We start from the raw sequence: 17,005 nt of genomic DNA on the forward strand, positions 1-17,005 counted from the left end.
GACCGACACGGTCGCCCCTGGTCGCCACTCCAGGCGTCGAGGGAAATGAAGTAGGGGAGGACGTCGGCACATGCTGGACGTGAACCACTTCGATTCGCTTCGGATCTCGCTGGCGGAGGCGCCGCAGATCCGTATGTGGTCCAACGGTGAGGTCAAGAAGCCGGAGACCATCAACTACCGCACGCTCAAGCCGGAGAAGGACGGGCTCTTCTGCGAGAAGATCTTCGGTCCCACCCGGGACTGGGAGTGCTACTGCGGCAAGTACAAGCGCGTGCGCTTCAAGGGCATCATCTGCGAGCGCTGCGGCGTCGAGGTGACCCGGGCCAAGGTCCGCCGTGAGCGGATGGGCCACATCGAGCTCGCCGCGCCGGTGACCCACATCTGGTACCTCAAGGGCGTGCCGTCGCGGCTGGGCTACCTGCTCGACATGTCGCCCAAGGACCTCGAGAAGGTCATCTACTTCGCGGCCTACGTCATCACGTCGGTCGACGACGACAAGCGCCACGACGCGCTGCCCGAGCTCGAGGAGGAGCTGCGTCTCGAGAAGCAGGAGATCGAGAAGCAGCTCGAGGTCGACCGCAGCGAGCTGCTCGCGCAGCTCGAGGCGACCCTGGCCGAGCTCGAGGCCGAGGGCGCCAAGGCCGACGTGGTCAAGAAGGAACGCAAGGAGATCGAGAAGCAGCTCAAGACGGTCTCCGTCCGCGCGACCAACGAGCTCGAGCACCTCGACAAGGTGCTGGACACCTTCAAGAAGCTCTCGCCCAAGCAGCTCATCCAGGAGGAGCTGGTCTACCGCGACATGCGCGACCGGTTCGGCGACTACTTCGCCGGTGGCATGGGTGCCGAGGCCGTCCGTCAGCTGCTCGACAACCTCGACCTCGAGAGCGAGGCCGTGGAGCTGCGCGGCATCATCGCCGAGGGCAAGGGGCAGAAGAAGCAGCGCGCGACGAAGCGCCTGAAGGTCGTCGAGGCCCTGCGCAAGACCGCCAACAAGCCCGGCGCGATGGTGCTCGAGGCGATCCCGGTGATCCCGCCGGACCTGCGCCCGATGGTGCAGCTCGACGGTGGCCGGTTCGCGACCAGCGACCTCAACGACCTCTACCGCCGCGTCATCAACCGCAACAACCGCCTCAAGCGTCTGCTCGACCTCGGTGCCCCCGAGATCATCGTGAACAACGAGAAGCGGATGTTGCAGGAGGCCGTCGACGCGCTGTTCGACAACGGCCGCCGTGGGCGTCCGGTCACCGGACCGGGTAACCGTCCGCTGAAGTCGCTGTCCGACATGCTCAAGGGCAAGCAGGGCCGGTTCCGTCAGAACCTGCTCGGCAAGCGCGTCGACTACTCCGGTCGTTCGGTGATCGTGGTCGGTCCGCAACTGCGCATGCACCAGTGCGGTCTGCCCAAGCAGATGGCGCTCGAGCTGTTCAAGCCGTTCGTCATGAAGCGGTTGGTCGACCTCAACTACGCGCAGAACATCAAGAGCGCGAAGCGGATGGTCGAGCGGCAGCGCGCCCAGGTCTGGGACGTCCTCGAAGAGGTCATCCAGGACCACCCGGTGATGCTCAACCGCGCGCCGACCCTGCACCGTCTGGGCATCCAGGCGTTCATGCCGACGTTGGTCGAGGGCAAGGCCATCCAGCTGCACCCGCTGGTGTGCACCGCCTTCAACGCCGACTTCGACGGTGACCAGATGGCGGTCCACCTGCCGCTGTCGGCCGAGGCGCAGGCCGAGGCCCGCATCCTGATGCTCGCGCCGCACAACATCCTGTCGCCGGCGACCGGTCGTCCGATCGCGTCGCCGACCCAGGACATGGTGCTGGGCATCTACTGGCTGACCTTCACCGAGGCCGACGCCTCGGCGGAGCGGGAGTTGACCGGCCTGCCCGTGTTCAGCTCCATGGGTGAGGTCGAGCGGGCGCTCGACGACAAGGTCGTGCACGTGCAGGACCCGATCGTGCTGCGCCTGCGCAACAAGGACCTCGCACCCGAGGACCGTCCCGCGGCCTACCGCGAGGACGACGAGGCATGGGCCGAACTGCGTGACTCCGGGGCACCGGTGCGCGTGATCACCACCGCCGGGCGGGCCATCTTCAACGAGGCGCTGCCGGCCGAGTACCCGTTCGTCAACGAGACGGTGACCAAGGCCCGTGCGGGCGACATCATCAACCAGTGCACGGACCAGTTCCCGCGCTGGCAGGTGGTCGAGGTCCTCGACGCCATGAAGGACCTGGGTTACCGCAACGCCACCAAGGCCGGCGTCACCATCGCCGTCTCGGACGTCGAGACGCCCGCCATCAAGGCGGACGTGCTCTCGCGCTCCGAACAGCGCACGGCCAAGATCGAGAAGCAGTTCGCCCGCGGGGTCATCACCGACTCCGAGCGGCGACAGGAACTGATCGAGATCTGGACCGAGGCGACCGCCGAGGTGGCCGACGCGATGGAGCAGTCGTTCGCGCCGACCAACCCGTTCTTCATGATGGCCAACTCCGGCGCCCGAGGGAACATGACCCAGCTGCGGCAGATCGCCGCCATGCGTGGGCTCGTGGCCAACCCGAAGGGTGAGATCATCCCGCGGCCGATCAAGGCCAACTACCGCGAGGGGCTCTCGGTCCTCGAGTTCTTCATCGCGACCCACGGTGCCCGCAAGGGTCTGGCCGACACGGCGCTGCGCACCGCCGACTCCGGGTATCTCACCCGGCGTCTGGTGGACGTCTCGCAGGACCTCATCATCCGTGAGGACGACTGCGGGACCGACCGCGGCGTCGAGGCGATCGTCGGCGAGCACGACTCGCAGACGCTCTACGGCCGGGTGCTGGCCCGCGACGTGATGCTGCCGGGGACCGACGAGGTCCTGATGGCGGCCGGCTCGCTGGTGGTCGACACCGGTGTTCGTCGCCTGCGGTCCGCGCTGGTCAAGAACCTGCACCCGGAGACCGGTGAGGCGCTCGCGCAGCCGGCCACCGACGAGGACCGCGTCGTCCGGGTCCGCTCCGTGCTGACCTGCGAGACCGAGATCGGGGTCTGCCGGGCCTGCTACGGCGAGCTGCTCGCCAACGGCGCCATGGTCGACATGGGCGAGGCGGTCGGCATCGTCGCCGCCCAGTCCATCGGTGAGCCCGGTACGCAGCTGACCATGCGTACCTTCCACACCGGTGGTGTCGCCTCCGCGGACGACATCACGCAGGGTCTGCCGCGTGTCGTCGAGCTGTTCGAGGCCCGCTCGCCACGAGGCAAGGCCGAGATCGCCCGCATCGCCGGTCGCGTCGAGATCGAGGAGACCGATCGCGGTCGCATCCTGCGCATCCTCGGCGCCCGTGACCAGGTCGACGAGCACGAACTGCTGCGTGGTGCCCGGTTGTTCCGGGCCGACGACGGCTCGGTGGAGATCGCCGACGGCGCCAGCGTGGAGGTGGGCCAGCAGCTCACCATGGGTGCCATCGACCCGCACGAACTGCTCGAGGTGCTCGGTGTCCGCACCGCCCAACTGCACCTGGTGCAGGAGGTGCAGGACGTCTACCGCTCGCAGGGTGTGCCGATCCACGACAAGCACGTGGAGCTCATCGTGCGCCAGATGTTCCGCCGCGTGAACGTGGTGGACCCCGGCGACACGACCTTCCTGCCGGGGGACAACATCGACCGGGTGAAGTTCAAGAAGGAGAACGACCGCGTGCTCGCCGAAGGTGGGCAGCCCGCGGCCGGCCGGCAGATGCTGATGGGCATCACCAAGGCGTCGTTGGCCACGGACTCGTGGCTGTCGGCGGCCTCCTTCCAGGAGACGACCCGCGTGCTCACCGAAGCCGCCCTCGAGTCCGCGTCGGACCCGCTGGTCGGCCTCAAGGAGAACGTCATCATCGGCAAGCTGATCCCCGCAGGGACCGGCCTGGCCGACTACCGGGCCATCGAGGTGGGTCACACCGAGATGCCCGAGCAGGCACTGCCCGCCGACATCGCCGAGTTCCTCGCGTCGACCGAGTCCTACGAAGGCGACGGGTCGTGGGGCTTCGACGGCGGCTGGGGATTCGACGACTTCCCCGGCGACGCCGGTCAGCAGCAGTAGCACCTCGTGGCGTCGTTCGGCCCCACGGCCGGACGACGCCACGTCACGCGGACAAGGGCGCCCCGACGGGGCGCCCTTGCCCGCGTCAGGGGCTGGGACGGCGGCAGGAGATCGGACGTGGGCGCCGGCCCGGTCCGGACGAGGGCCGCGGCTTCGCGGCGTCCCCGGACGGTGACACGCGCCCGCCCCGGTCTGCGGTGGCTGTCCGGAGACCGAGCTTCAGGAGCCGGTGAGGACGGACAGGCCGGAGGTGTCGCCGTCGACGAGGCGGGAGAGCGCGAGCTGTTGCCCGGTCGTGACGGCCTGTCGGCTCCCCACGATCGCGCCATCGACGACCCGGTCGCGCAGCAGCGTGACGTGGGAGTCCCGCAGTTGCGCCTCGATCGGGACCAGCAACCCGCCGAGCGAGGCCGCCAGGGAGATCGCCGGGATGGTGTGCTCGGGATGCTCGGTCGAGGCGAGCACCGCGGACAGCTCGGCCGGTAGCCCGACACCAGGGTCCTCGGCGAGCGCGGCCGCGGCCGCCGCTGCGTCGGCGGCCCGGATCCGTTGCACCCGGACGCCGCTGTCGGCGAGGTCGAGCGCCACCGACGCCCGCACCATCGTGCCGTCCCCGACCAGCAGCACCTCCTCGAGCTCCGGGTACGCCTCGAGCAGACGCTCGATCGCGGCCGGGTCGTCCGGCTCCTCGAGGACGGTCATCGGCGCGTCCAGGGCGACCGCCGCGCTGGCCGCGACCGCCGCGACCGGCGTGCCGCGGGCCGGTGCCGCCAGCGACGCCGCGACGACCCGGGTGGGTGGGGTCTGCCGGTCGCGCAGGATCTCGACCACGCGGTCCTCGACCGCTGCGGTGGTCGGCAGCTCGTCCACCTCGAGCGCCCAGGCGCCCCGCAGTGTCGCCAGGCACGCGCCCGCGACCGGTCCGACGGACACGGCGCGTCCCGCCACCGCAAGCACGCGGTCCAGCGCCCGTCCGTCGGGGCCGGCGGTGCAGTCCTCGTCGACGAGCAGGAGCGGAGCGCCGAGGTGTCCCGCCAACGTCGCCGCGGCCACCCGGTGGGCGAGCTCGCCGTCGTAGGGGGACAACACCGCGGTGAACGCGGAGCGAGGGGCTGGATGGGTCGCGAAGGACACCGACGCGCTGGTGCTGCGCGCGTCGGTGCCGCTCGCCCGGGGCAGGCGGGGGTGCAGGTGGACCAGGCCCAGCAGGTCGCCCTCCGTCACCTGTTGGCAGGGGTCGGCGCGCGGGCTCATGATCCGGCAGGTGTTGTCGGTGTCGAACTCGGGGTGCCAGCAGTCCTCGCCCTCGTCGCACAGGTGGTCGAGGCCGGCGATGTGACCGAGCTCGTGGCGGACCACGCGCGCCATCTGCCCGGGCCGCAACCGGTCGCACAGCCCGAGGTCGACCTCACCGATGGCGCGGGCGAGCAGACCGTCACGGATCACGACCTCGCCGGGCCAGAGGTGCGCCCGGGCGAGGTAGCGGCCGCCACACGACCGCCGGTCCATGAACACGCGGTTGACGTTGTCGCGCCGTCGTTCGTCGACCCCGGCCTCGACCGCCCGGGTCGCCCGGGCCCCGAAGCGGGAGCCCGGCGTGCCGTTCCAGACCTCGATCGCCTGACGGACCGCGTCCTCGCCGAACCGGTCGAAGACCTCCTGCTCGACCACGAACTCGAGCGGGACGGCCGAGCTGGGCAGCGCCCACAGGCCCGAGCGGCCGTCGTCGCCGACGTAGGGGAAGGTCGCGAAGTCGGCGTTGCGCGCCGGGGGCGGTGGCGTCCAGCGCTCGTCGGGCGCATAGGACGCGACCGGTTCGCGGGGCCCTCCCGCGATGGGGGTCGCGACCGTGAAGGCGAGATGGCTGAGCGCGAAGACCAGGACCGCGAACCCGGTGGCGAGGCGACGACCGGATGACCGCGCGGCGCGGCGCGGTGGCTGCGGCGGTGTCGGCGGGCTCATCGCGACGACAGGCTACGGCCCGACCGGCACCCGGGGTCCGCAGCGACCACGTGCACGGGGACGGACGCCTCCGACGACGCGCACGGGCAGGGACCCCCGCGACGCCCGGGACGCCCGGGACGCACATCGACCCGGGCACCGGACGAGACGGGACGAGGGCCGCGCCGGGTGCGGCGCGGCCCTCGTCGGGGACCGTCCGAGCGACCTCGTCGGTCGCTCATCGGGGAGTCGGACGTCGAGCGCCCCGCAAGACGCTCAGCCCTCGGTGCCACCGAGCGTGTCGTCGCCCATCGGGTCGCCGCCCAAGCCGTCGTCGGTCATGCCGTCGTCCATGAGCGGGTCCTCCTGGGCGGGGTCCAGTCCGTCACCACCGTCCTCGACCTGGCACGCGGCGGCGCCCAGTGCCAGCGCGGACGCGCTCGCCGCGATCGTCAGCCGGTGCATCAGGGTGCGCTTCATCGTCGGTGTCTCCTGTGGGATACGTCGCTGAAGCCAGCCGGGACAGCGAATACGAGCGCCCGGAGCCCCGCCCCCGTCGGTTCGGCCAGTCCTCACGTCCAACGGGCGGTGGCCGGCCGTCGCCGGCGCAGCACGGCACCCACGTCGGCAGGTCGGCGCCGGCACGCCGGCACGCCGGCCGCCCGGTTGACACGTCGGAGCCCGGGCCGGTACCGTGCTTGATCTCGCCGGGAGGCTTCCTGCCGGCGTGCGTCCGGGCGCAGTTCGCGTCACTCCCAGCACCGCAGGGGATCGTGCTGCCCTGGACGACGTCACCAACAGTGGAACGCCCGGCCCCGTGGGTCGGACCGTCCCGCCCGGCGACGGCTCCGTGACCCCCGGCCCGCGAGATGCGTCCACGCACTCGGCGCGGCCGACCGTGCAGGGCTGCGCCACCCACCGAACCATCCGAACGACGACCGAGGCGAGCGGACACGCCCGCCCCCCGGTGCGCCGCGCGCGAGCGATCGTGCCCGGCCACGGAACGGAGAACACCAGGCATGCCCACCATCCAGCAGCTGGTGCGTAAGGGCCGCACGTCGAAGGCCAAGAAGAACAAGACCTTGGCGCTCAAGGGTTCGCCCCAGCGCCGCGGCGTGTGCACGCGCGTCTACACCACCACCCCGAAGAAGCCGAACTCGGCGCTGCGCAAGGTCTGCCGCGTCCGGCTGACCTCCGGCATCGAGGTCACGGCCTACATCCCGGGTGAGGGGCACAACCTGCAGGAGCACTCGATGGTGCTCGTGCGTGGCGGTCGTGTGAAGGACCTGCCGGGTGTCCGTTACAAGGTCATCCGTGGAACGCTCGACGCCGCCCCGGTGCGCGACCGCAAGCAGTCGCGTTCCCGCTACGGCGTGAAGAAGGAGGGCTGACATGCCTCGCAAGGGTTCCCCCGGGCGCCGCAAGCTCACCCCGGACCCCAAGTACGGGTCCGTGCTGGTGACCCAGTTGACCAACCGCGTGATGCGCGACGGCAAGCGTTCCGTCGCCGAGCGCATCGTGTACGACGCGCTCGCCAACATCGGCAACCGCACGCAGGGCGGCGACCCGATCTCCGTGCTCAAGCGGGCGATCGAGAACGTCAAGCCCCAGCTCGAGGTCAAGTCCCGCCGCGTCGGTGGTGCCACCTACCAGGTGCCCATCGAGGTGCGTCCCGCCCGCTCCACCACCCTCGCGCTGCGCTGGGTCGTCGGCTACGCCCGGATCCGTCGTGAGCACACGATGAGCGAGCGTCTCGCCGGCGAGCTGCTCGACGCCTCCAACGGCATCGGGGCCGCGGTCAAGCGCCGCGAGGACACGCACAAGATGGCCGAGGCCAACCGCGCCTTCGCCCACTACCGGTGGTGAACCACCGGGTCGTGAGACCGGTGGCGGACCCACGGTCCACCGCCGCACCAGACCCGCACGCGTAACCGCCGTCCCCCGGGCACCCGGGGGACGGCGACCTCCCACACGCAGCGTTCCGACGACGAGATCAGGAAGCGACGACGATGGCCGTCAAGCGCACCGTGAAGCTCGAGCAGCTTCGCAACATCGGCATCATGGCCCACATCGATGCCGGGAAGACCACCACGACCGAGCGCATCCTCTTCTACACCGGTAAGTCCTACAAGATCGGTGAGGTGCACGACGGCGCCGCCACCATGGACTGGATGGTGCAGGAGCAGGAGCGCGGCATCACGATCACGTCGGCCGCGACCACCTGTGCGTGGGGCGACACGACGATCAACATCATCGACACGCCCGGCCACGTCGACTTCACGGTCGAGGTCGAGCGCTCGCTGCGTGTCCTCGACGGCGCGGTCACCGTCTTCGACGGGGTCGCCGGTGTCGAGCCGCAGTCGGAGACGGTGTGGCGCCAGGCCGACAAGTACGGCGTGCCGCGGATCTGCTTCGTCAACAAGCTCGACCGCACCGGTGCGTCGTTCGAGTACTCGTTCAACTCCATCCGTGAGCGCCTCACCCCCGACGCCGTCCGGGCCCAGCTGCCCATCGGCCTCGAGGACCAGCTCGAGGGCGTCATCGACCTCGTCGAGATGCGCGGGATCGTGTGGAAGGGCGAGGACCTCGGGGCGTCGTTCGAGTACGTCGAGGTGCCGGCCGAGCTCAAGGACGAGGCCGAGACCTACCGCGCCGAGCTGATGGAGCGCGTCGCCGAGAGCGACGAGGAGCTCACGGAGTACTACCTCGAGAACGGTGAGCTGACCACCGAGCAGCTCAAGGACGGTCTGCGCCGGGCCACGATCAACAACCAGATCGTGCCGGTGTTCTGTGGCTCGGCGTTCAAGAACAAGGGCGTGCAGCCCCTGCTCGACGCCGTCGTCGACTACCTGCCCTCGCCGCTCGAGGTCCCGCCGATCAAGGGCACCGACCCGAAGTCGGGCAACGAGATCATCCGCGAGCCGGCCGACGACCAGCCGTTCGCGGCGCTGGCCTTCAAGGTCATGACCGACCCCTACGTCGGCACCCTGACCTTCGCCCGCGTCTACTCCGGCACGCTCGAGGCCGGCTCGCACGTGGTCAACGTGACCAAGGACTCCAAGCAGCGGGTCGGCCGCATCCTGCAGATGCACGCCAACCACCGTGAGGAGAACGTCGCCTGCATGACCGGCGACATCGTCGCGCTGGTGGGCCTGAAGGACACCACCACCGGTGACACGATCACCACGCCCGACTCGCGCGTGCTGCTCGAGTCGATGGAGTTCCCCGACCCGGTCATCGAGATCGCGGTCGAGCCCAAGACCAAGACCGACCAGGAAAAGCTCTCCGTGGCCCTGCAGAAGCTGGCCGAGGAGGACCCGACCTTCCGCGTCAAGACCGACGAGGAGACCGGGCAGACCCTGATCGGCGGCATGGGCGAGCTGCACCTCGAGATCATCGTCGACCGCCTCATGCGCGAGTTCAAGGTCGAGGCCAACGTCGGTCGCCCGCAGGTCGCCTACCGCGAAGCCGTGAAGAAGAAGGTCGAGAAGGTCGACCTCAAGTACGCCCGGCAGACCGGTGGTCGCGGTCAGTACGGCCACGTCGTCATCGACGTCGAGCCGCTCACCGCGGACCTCAAGACCGAGCTCGAGCTCGAGGAGGACGTGCACTACCTCTTCGAGAACAAGACCGTCGGTGGTTCCGTGCCCAAGGAGTACGTGGGCTCGGTCGACCAGGGCATCCAGGAGGCGCTGGCCTCGGGTGTGCTCGCCGGCTACCCGCTCGTCGACGTCAAGGTCACGCTCGTCGACGGCAGCTACCACGACGTGGACTCGTCCGAGATGGCGTTCAAGATCGCCGGTTCGATGGCGATCAAGGAAGCCGCCCGCAAGGCCGGCATCCAGCTGCTCGAGCCGGTCATGGACGTCGAGGTCACCACGCCCGACGACTTCATGGGCGACGTCATGGGCGACCTGTCGGGTCGTCGCGGTCTGATCCAGGGCTCGCAGCCCCGCGGTCACGCCACGGTCGTCAACGCCCGCGTCCCGCTGTCGGAGATGTTCGGCTACGCGACCGACGTGCGCTCGATGACCCAGGGCCGCGCCAGCTACACGATGCAGTTCGGCGCCTACGAACCGGCGCCGTCGAGCATCCAGGAAGAGATCGTCGCCAAGACCCGAGGCGAGTGACGAGCCCCCGTCACTGCCGGCACCAGACCTGACGCACGAGGAGGCCAGCCACCATGGCCAAGGAAAAGTTCGAGCGGAACAAGCCGCACATGAACATCGGCACGATCGGTCACGTCGACCATGGGAAGACGACGTTGACGGCGGCGATCACGAATGTGCTGCACAAGCACAACCCGAATGTGCAGTCGATGGCGTTCGACGCGATCGACAAGGCGCCGGAGGAGCGTGAGCGCGGGATCACGATCAACGTGTCGCACGTGGAGTACGAGACGGATGCGCGTCACTATGCGCACGTGGATGCTCCGGGTCACGCGGACTACGTGAAGAACATGATCACGGGTGCGGCGCAGATGGATGGCGCGATCCTGGTGGTCAGTGCGGCGGATGGTCCGATGCCGCAGACGCGTGAGCACGTGTTGTTGGCGCGTCAGGTTGGTGTGCCGAAGTTGATCGTGGCGCTCAACAAGGTCGACATGGTCGATGACGAGGAGCTGCTCGAGCTGGTGGAGATGGAGGTTCGTGAGCTGTTGGACAGCTACGACTTCCCGGGTGACGACACGCCGGTGGTGCGGGTGTCGGCGTTGCGTGCGCTCGAGGGTGATGAGTCGTACGAGTCGTCGATCATGGAGTTGATGGGCGCGGTCGACGAGTACTTCGAGGAGCCGGAGCGGGCGCTGGACAAGCCGTTCATCATGCCGATCGAGGACGTGTTCTCGATCACGGGTCGTGGGACGGTGGTCACGGGTCGTATCGAGGGTGGCAAGGTCAACGTCGGTGACACGGTCGCGATCATCGGTCTGAAGGACACGACGACGACGACGGTGACCGGTGTGGAGATGTTCCGCAAGTTGCTCGACGAGGGCATGGCGGGCGACAACGTGGGTGTGCTTCTTCGTGGGACGAAGAAGGAGGACGTGGAGCGGGGTCAGGTGCTCGCGGCGCCGAACTCGATCACGCCGCACACGGACTTCGAGGCGCAGGTGTACATCCTCTCGAAGGAGGAGGGTGGCCGTCACACGCCGTTCTTCAACAACTACCGGCCGCAGTTCTACTTCCGGACGACGGATGTGACCGGTGCGGTCACGTTGCCCGATGGGGTGGAGATGGTGATGCCGGGTGACAACACCGAGATGACGGTGGAGTTGATCCAGCCGATCGCGATGGACGAGGGTCTGAAGTTCGCGATCCGTGAGGGTGGCCGCACGGTTGGTGCCGGTCGGGTCACCAACATCAACAAGTAGTCCCACGTCGGCCGGCGGCCCGTCAGGGACCGCCGGCCGGCAACGGCCCCGCGGACATACCCGCGGTCGGCCGAGACGTCCGCCCGGCGGCGCTGCCCACGGGCATTCGCACCCGCTGCACCACACCGGCACGTCCGGGGGAGCGCACCGGGGCGCGGCGACATCCCAGCTTTGACAAACACCAGCCGAACCACCGGGGCGCTGGGCATCTCACGGCTCAGTTCCTGCAGGTGGAGACGAAGAAGACGAGACATGGCTGCTGACCAGAAGATCCGCATTCGCCTGAAGGCGTACGACCACGAGGTCCTGGACCGATCCGCGCGCGAGATCGTGGACACCGTCGAGGCCACGGGGGCGCACGTCACCGGGCCGGTACCGCTGCCGACCGAGCGCAACGTGTGGGCCGTCATCCGCTCGCCGCACAAGTACAAGGACTCGCGGGAGCACTTCGAGATGCGCACCCACAAGCGCCTCATCGACATCCACCAGCCGACGCAGAAGACCATCGACAAGCTGATGGGTCTGTCGCTTCCGGCCGGCGTGGACATCGAGATCAAGCTCTGACCCTGCAGGGTCACCGGGGGACGACCCCCGACGAGTACAACGCCGTCCGCTACGCCGCCCCGCTGCGCCACCGTGCACACACGCAGGCACACGGGCCGTATGACGGCCAACCGGTAGGAGACGCTCCATGGCTTCCAAGGGCATCTTGGGGACCAAGCTCGGCATGACGCAGGTCTTCGACGAGGACAACCGCATCGTCCCCGTGACCGTGGTCCAGGCCGAGCCCAACACCGTGACCCAGGTCAAGACCAGCGAGACCGACGGCTACGTCGCCGTCCAGCTGGCCTACGGCACCCGCAAGCGCACCACCAAGCCGATGGCCGGCCACCTCGCCAAGGCCAACGTCGACAGCGCCCGCGTGCTCGCCGAGCTGCGCCTGGCCGCTGCCGACGAGCTTCCCGAGGTGGGAAGTAACGTGTCGGTCGAGGCGTTCGCCAAGGGTGACGTCATCGACGTCACCGGCACCAGCAAGGGCAAGGGCCACGCCGGCGTCATGAAGCGGCACAACTTCCGCGGCATGGGTGACGGGCACGGCGTCAAGAAGAAGAACCGCCACCCGGGTTCGGTCGGCAACGCCTCGACCCCGGGGCGCACCTTCAAGGGCCAGCGCATGGCGGGTCGCATGGGTGGCGAACGCGTCACCGTGCAGAACCTCGAGGTCGTGGACGTCGACACCGAGCACCACCTCATCCTCGTCAAGGGCGCACTGCCCGGGGCGGACGGTCAGGTCGTGTTCCTCAAGTCGGCGGTCAAGGCGCGGAAGGGCGGTGAGGCCTGATGGCAAGCACGGTTGACGTGAAGGACCTGCAGGGCGCGACGGTCGGCTCGATCGACCTGCCCGACGAGTGGTTCGGTGGCGAGGTCAAGGTGCACGTGATGCACCAGGTCGTCACCGCGCAGCTCGCGGCGGCCCGCCAGGGCACCCACAAGACCAAGACCCGCGGCGAGGTCGCCGGTGGTGGCGCCAAGCCCTGGCGTCAGAAGGGGACCGGTCGCGCCCGTCAGGGCTCGATCCGCTCGCCGCAGTGGGTCGGCGGTGGCGTGGCCCACGGCCGCACCCCCAGCGACTGGTCGCAGCGGGTCAACAAGAAGATGAAGCGTTCGGCGCTGCGCTCGGCGCTGGCCGACCGTGTCAACAACGAGCTGGTCACGGTCGTGCGCGGCCTCGAGTTCGCCTCGCCGAGGACGAAGGACGCCGTCACGGCGCTCGGGGCACTCGGTCTGGCCGAGGGCAAGGTGCTGGTCGTCCTGGCCGACAAGCACGCCGGGACGCTGCTCTCCTTGCGCAACCTGGAACGGGTCCACACCCTGACGGTCGACCAGCTCAACACCTACGACGTGCTCAACAGCGACGCCGTGGTGATCGACGAGGCCGCCATCGAACTGATCGGCACCGGTCGCCTCGCCGGTCAGAGCACCGAGGAGGTCTCCCAGTGAAGGACCCTCGCGACATCATCCTGCGCCCCGTGATCTCCGAGAAGACCTACGGGCTGCTCGACGAGAACAAGTACACGTTCGTCGTCGACCCGCGCAGCAACAAGACCGAGATCAAGCAGGCGATCGAGAAGATCTTCGAGGTCAAGGTCGTCAGCGTGAACACGCTGAACCGGCCCGGCAAGAAGAAGCGCCGGGGCTGGATCGTCGGCAAGCGCCCCGACACCAAGCGCGCCATCGTGACGCTGGCGCCCGGTGACGAGATCGAACTCTTCGAGGCCGGGCTCTAAGTCCGTCCGACGACCTCCCAGAGGTTTTCCATCATGGCCATTCGCAAGTTCAAGCCGACGTCGCCCGGGCGGCGTGGTGCTTCGGTCAACGACTTCGGCACCGTCACGAAGTCGTCGCCCGAGCGCTCGCTGCTGGCGCCGCTGCCCAAGAAGGCCGGCCGCAACACGCACGGCCGCATCACCAGCCGCCACCGCGGCGGCGGGCACAAGCGCAAGTACCGCGTCATCGACTTCCGTCGCAACAAGGACGGCGTGCCGGCCACGGTCGCGGCGGTCGAGTACGACCCGAACCGTTCGGCGCGCATCGCGCTGCTGCACTACCACGACGGGGAGAAGCGCTACATCCTGGCGCCGAAGAACCTCGTCGTCGGGGCGCTCGTCGAGTCCGGTCCGGGTGCTGACATCAAGGTCGGCAACGCCCTGCCGCTGGCGAACATCCCGGTCGGTACCACGGTGCACGCCGTGGAGCTGCGCCCGGGTGGTGGCGCCAAGCTCGGTCGCTCCGCGGGTACCTCGATCCAGTTGCTCGCCAAGGAGGGCAAGATGGCCGCGCTGCGGCTGCCCTCCGGTGAGATCCGCCTGGTCGACGCCCGTTGCCGCGGCTCCATCGGCGCCGTGGGCAACGAGGAGCACGAGCTGCTCAACCACGGCAAGGCCGGTGCGACCCGCTGGCGCGGCCAACGTCCGCAGACCCGCGGTGTCGCCATGAACCCGGTCGACCACCCGCTCGGCGGTGGTGAGGGCAAGTCCTCCGGCGGCCGACACCCGGTCGACCCGTGGGGCAATCCCGAGCGCCGCACCCGTCGGGGCAAGAAGGCCTCCGACCAGTACATCATCCGCCGTCGCGGCAAGAACCGGAGGCGCTGACACATGCCCCGCAGCCTGAAGAAGGGTCCCTTCGTCGACGACCACCTCATGAAGAAGGTGGACGCCCAGAACGAAGCGGGCGACAAGCGCGTCATCAAGACCTGGTCGCGTCGATCCACGATCTTCCCGGAGATGGTCGGCCACACGATCGCGGTGCACGACGGCCGCAAGCACGTGCCGGTCTTCGTCTCCGAGTCGATGGTCGGCCACAAGCTGGGTGAGTTCGCTCCCACCCGCGCCATCAAGTGGGGCGGGGCCGGCGAGAAGCAGGCCCAGAAGAAGCGCCGGTAGGAGAATCGCCCCTTCCGGGGGGCGCGAAGGATTTCGACATGATCACCAAGGTCAAGGCGACCGCGAAGTACGTGCGCGTCTCGCCGTACAAGGTCCGGCAGCTGACGCCGCTGATCACCGGTCTGCCGGTGACCGAGGCGCAGCGCGTGCTGACCTTCACCGACAAGAGGGCCGCCGCCGCGCCGCTGCTGAAGGTCCTGAACTCGGCGATCGCGAACGCGGAGAACAACGACGGCCTCGACGCCGACGAGCTGGTCGTCCACCGCGCGTTCGCCGACGAGGGTCCGACGCTCAAGCGTTTCCAGCCGCGCGCCCTCGGTCGCGCCTACCGCATCCGCAAGCGGACGAGCCACATCACCGTGGTGGTCTCGCCCGCGGAGGAGAACTGACATGGGTCAGAAGGTCAACCCGTACGGCTTCCGCCTCGGAATCACCACCGACTGGAAGTCCAAGTGGATCGCGGACAAGAAGGACTACGCCGCGTACCTCCACGAGGACGACCGCGTGCGCAAGTACGTGCGTCAGCGTGTCCGACACGCGGGCGTGAGCCGCATCGACATCACGCGTACCCGTGACAACGTCGAGGTCAGCGTCCAGGCGGCGCGCCCCGGCATCGTCATCGGTCGCCGTGGCGCCGAGGCCGACGCGATCCGCAGCGATCTCGAGAAGCTGACCTCCAAGAAGGTCAAGCTCAACATCATCGAGATCAAGAACCCCGAGCTCGACGCGCAGGTCGTGGCGTTCAACGTCGCCGAGCAACTGCGTGGCCGCGTCTCGTTCCGGCGCGCCATGCGTCGTGCGGTGCAGTCGGCCATGAAGGCCGGCGCCAAGGGCATCCGGATCCAGGTCTCGGGTCGCCTCGGCGGCGCCGAGATGAGCCGGACCGAGTGGTACCGCGAGGGGCGCGTCCCGCTGCACACCCTGCGCGCCAAGGTCGACTACGGCTTCGACGAGGCCCGTACGACCTACGGTCGCATCGGCGTCAAGGTGTGGGTCTACACCGGTGAGCAGATCGGCACCGGTGAGGAGGCCGAGGCACAGCGCGCCATGGAGCGCGCCCGCGCCCTCGCCGAGGGTCGTCCCGTCGACGACCGTCCGGGCCGTCGCAAGTCGGCCCGCAAGGCCGCCAGCGTGGCCAAGAAGGTCACCGGCGTCGGCTCGCGGCAGCAGCAGCCGGCCAAGGCGGAGAACACCCCGGCCGACACCTCCGACACCGCCGGCTCGCCGGCGCAGCCGGGCGGGCAGGGCCACACGGTGCCGACCTCGGTGACCGAGCCCGGCCACACCCCCAAGACCGACGTCGAGCAGGCCACGACCGAGTCGTTGCCGCCGCAGTCGGGTCCGATGACCGTCGAGAGCGTCACCGAGCCCGACGTCACCCCCGGCGACGAGGCCGCACCGGCCGACGCCGTCCCGGCGGGCACGCCCGAGGGCACCAACGCCGAGGCCGACACCGACAAGCCGTCCACCTCCGTGACCGACGTCGAGCAGGCCGGGGACGTCCCGGCTGCCGGCACGGACTCCGAGGCCGGTCAGGAAGGGGAGCGCTGATGCTCGCTCCGAAGCGCGTCAAGCACCGCAAGCAGCACCGGCCGCGCCCGCTCAAGGGGCTGTCCAAGGGCCACACCCAGGTCTACGTGGGTGACTACGGCCTGATGGCGACCACGCCGGGCTGGATCACCGCTCGCCAGATCGAGTCCGCACGTATCTCCATCACCCGCGCGATCAAGCGTGGCGGCAAGGTGCGGATCACGATCTTCCCGGACCGGTCGATCACCCGCAAGCCGCTCGAGACCCGCATGGGCTCGGGCAAGGGTTCGCCCGACCACTGGGTCGCGGCGGTCAAGCCCGGGCGGATCATGTTCGAGCTGTCCGGCGTCCCGGAGGACCTGGCTCGCGAGGCCATGCGAAAGGCCTCGCACAAGCTCCCCGTCAAGACCAAGTTCATCAAGCGCGAGGAGGCCGGCGAATGAGCACCGCGACCGAGCTGCGCGAGCTGCCCGACGACGAGCTCCGGCAGGCACTGGCCGAGGGCAAAGAGGAGCTGTTCAACCTCCGCTTCCAGGTCGTGACCGGCCAGCTCGACGACCCCCGTCGGATCAACACCGTCAAGCGCGAGATCGCGCGCATCCTGACCGTGATGCGGGAGCGCGAAATCGCCGCCGCACGGACCACGGAGGCCTGATACCC

At 69.2% G+C, this 17,005-nt stretch carries 16 protein-coding genes and 1 pseudogene; 15 read left to right on the forward strand and 2 right to left on the reverse strand.

Annotation, left to right across the window (positions count from 1 at the left end; genetic code table 11):
* The first annotated feature begins 70 nt into the window (after window positions 1-70).
* Window positions 71-4,057, forward strand: a complete 3,987-nt coding sequence (locus ELR47_RS03085; RefSeq protein ID WP_130648550.1) for a DNA-directed RNA polymerase subunit beta' — start codon at window positions 71-73, stop codon at window positions 4,055-4,057.
* Window positions 4,058-4,276: 219 nt separating this feature from the next.
* Here ELR47_RS03085 and ELR47_RS03090 read toward each other — a convergent pair whose 3' ends face one another.
* The gene (locus tag ELR47_RS03090; RefSeq protein ID WP_130648551.1) at window positions 4,277-6,019 is read right to left on the reverse strand and encodes a zinc metalloprotease; all 1,743 of its coding nucleotides are present in this window, start codon (window positions 6,017-6,019) and stop codon (window positions 4,277-4,279) included.
* 255 nt (window positions 6,020-6,274) lie between these two features.
* On the reverse strand, window positions 6,275-6,478 hold the full coding sequence (locus ELR47_RS03095) for a hypothetical protein (protein ID WP_130648552.1): 204 nt from the start codon (window positions 6,476-6,478) through the stop codon (window positions 6,275-6,277).
* A gap of 539 nt (window positions 6,479-7,017) precedes the next feature.
* On the opposite strand from ELR47_RS03095, the gene rpsL reads away from it, so the two are divergent.
* The 14 genes and pseudogenes from rpsL (at window position 7,018) to rpmC (ending at window position 17,000) form a co-directional block, all read left to right on the forward strand.
* Window positions 7,018-7,389: a 30S ribosomal protein S12 gene (gene rpsL, locus ELR47_RS03100; protein ID WP_130648553.1), complete on the forward strand. Its 372-nt coding sequence runs from the start codon at window positions 7,018-7,020 to the stop codon at window positions 7,387-7,389.
* Between the two features lies 1 nt (window position 7,390).
* The gene (gene rpsG / locus ELR47_RS03105) at window positions 7,391-7,864 is read left to right on the forward strand and encodes a 30S ribosomal protein S7 (protein ID WP_130648554.1); all 474 of its coding nucleotides are present in this window, start codon (window positions 7,391-7,393) and stop codon (window positions 7,862-7,864) included.
* A 143-nt stretch (window positions 7,865-8,007) separates the two neighbouring features.
* The gene (gene fusA, locus ELR47_RS03110; protein WP_130648555.1) at window positions 8,008-10,128 is read left to right on the forward strand and encodes an elongation factor G; all 2,121 of its coding nucleotides are present in this window, start codon (window positions 8,008-8,010) and stop codon (window positions 10,126-10,128) included.
* A 53-nt stretch (window positions 10,129-10,181) separates the two neighbouring features.
* A complete protein-coding gene (gene tuf / locus ELR47_RS03115) occupies window positions 10,182-11,369 on the forward strand; it encodes an elongation factor Tu (protein ID WP_130648539.1) in 1,188 nt (395 codons plus the stop codon).
* 252 nt (window positions 11,370-11,621) lie between these two features.
* Window positions 11,622-11,933, forward strand: a complete 312-nt coding sequence (rpsJ, locus tag ELR47_RS03120) for a 30S ribosomal protein S10 (RefSeq protein WP_130648556.1) — start codon at window positions 11,622-11,624, stop codon at window positions 11,931-11,933.
* A gap of 127 nt (window positions 11,934-12,060) precedes the next feature.
* The gene (gene rplC / locus ELR47_RS03125; RefSeq protein ID WP_130648557.1) at window positions 12,061-12,711 is read left to right on the forward strand and encodes a 50S ribosomal protein L3; all 651 of its coding nucleotides are present in this window, start codon (window positions 12,061-12,063) and stop codon (window positions 12,709-12,711) included.
* Entirely contained in the window at window positions 12,711-13,370 is a 660-nt protein-coding gene (gene rplD / locus ELR47_RS03130) for a 50S ribosomal protein L4 (RefSeq protein WP_130648558.1), read from the forward strand. The genes rplC and rplD overlap by 1 nt, the downstream gene beginning before the upstream one ends.
* Window positions 13,367-13,657 (forward strand): 50S ribosomal protein L23, encoded by a 291-nt coding sequence (gene rplW / locus ELR47_RS03135; protein WP_130648559.1) that lies wholly within the window; start codon window positions 13,367-13,369, stop codon window positions 13,655-13,657. Before rplD ends, rplW begins: the two co-directional genes overlap by 4 nt.
* 33 nt (window positions 13,658-13,690) lie before the next feature.
* On the forward strand, window positions 13,691-14,524 hold the full coding sequence (rplB, locus tag ELR47_RS03140) for a 50S ribosomal protein L2 (protein ID WP_130648560.1): 834 nt from the start codon (window positions 13,691-13,693) through the stop codon (window positions 14,522-14,524).
* A 3-nt stretch (window positions 14,525-14,527) separates the two neighbouring features.
* Window positions 14,528-14,815, forward strand: coding sequence for a 30S ribosomal protein S19 (gene rpsS / locus ELR47_RS03145; RefSeq protein ID WP_130648561.1), 288 nt, complete (start codon window positions 14,528-14,530; stop codon window positions 14,813-14,815).
* A 38-nt stretch (window positions 14,816-14,853) separates the two neighbouring features.
* The gene (gene rplV, locus ELR47_RS03150; RefSeq protein WP_130648562.1) at window positions 14,854-15,204 is read left to right on the forward strand and encodes a 50S ribosomal protein L22; all 351 of its coding nucleotides are present in this window, start codon (window positions 14,854-14,856) and stop codon (window positions 15,202-15,204) included.
* 1 nt (window position 15,205) lies between these two features.
* Window positions 15,206-16,258, forward strand: a pseudogene (gene rpsC / locus ELR47_RS19300) (30S ribosomal protein S3); the annotation flags it as partial.
* A 107-nt stretch (window positions 16,259-16,365) separates the two neighbouring features.
* Window positions 16,366-16,788: a 50S ribosomal protein L16 gene (gene rplP, locus ELR47_RS03160; RefSeq protein WP_130648564.1), complete on the forward strand. Its 423-nt coding sequence runs from the start codon at window positions 16,366-16,368 to the stop codon at window positions 16,786-16,788.
* On the forward strand, window positions 16,785-17,000 hold the full coding sequence (gene rpmC, locus ELR47_RS03165; RefSeq protein WP_130648565.1) for a 50S ribosomal protein L29: 216 nt from the start codon (window positions 16,785-16,787) through the stop codon (window positions 16,998-17,000). The genes rplP and rpmC overlap by 4 nt, the downstream gene beginning before the upstream one ends.
* The last annotated feature ends 5 nt before the right edge of the window (window positions 17,001-17,005 follow it).

It is taken from the genome of Egicoccus halophilus, from assembly GCF_004300825.1.
GTDB classification, from domain to species: domain Bacteria; phylum Actinomycetota; class Nitriliruptoria; order Nitriliruptorales; family Nitriliruptoraceae; genus Egicoccus; species Egicoccus halophilus.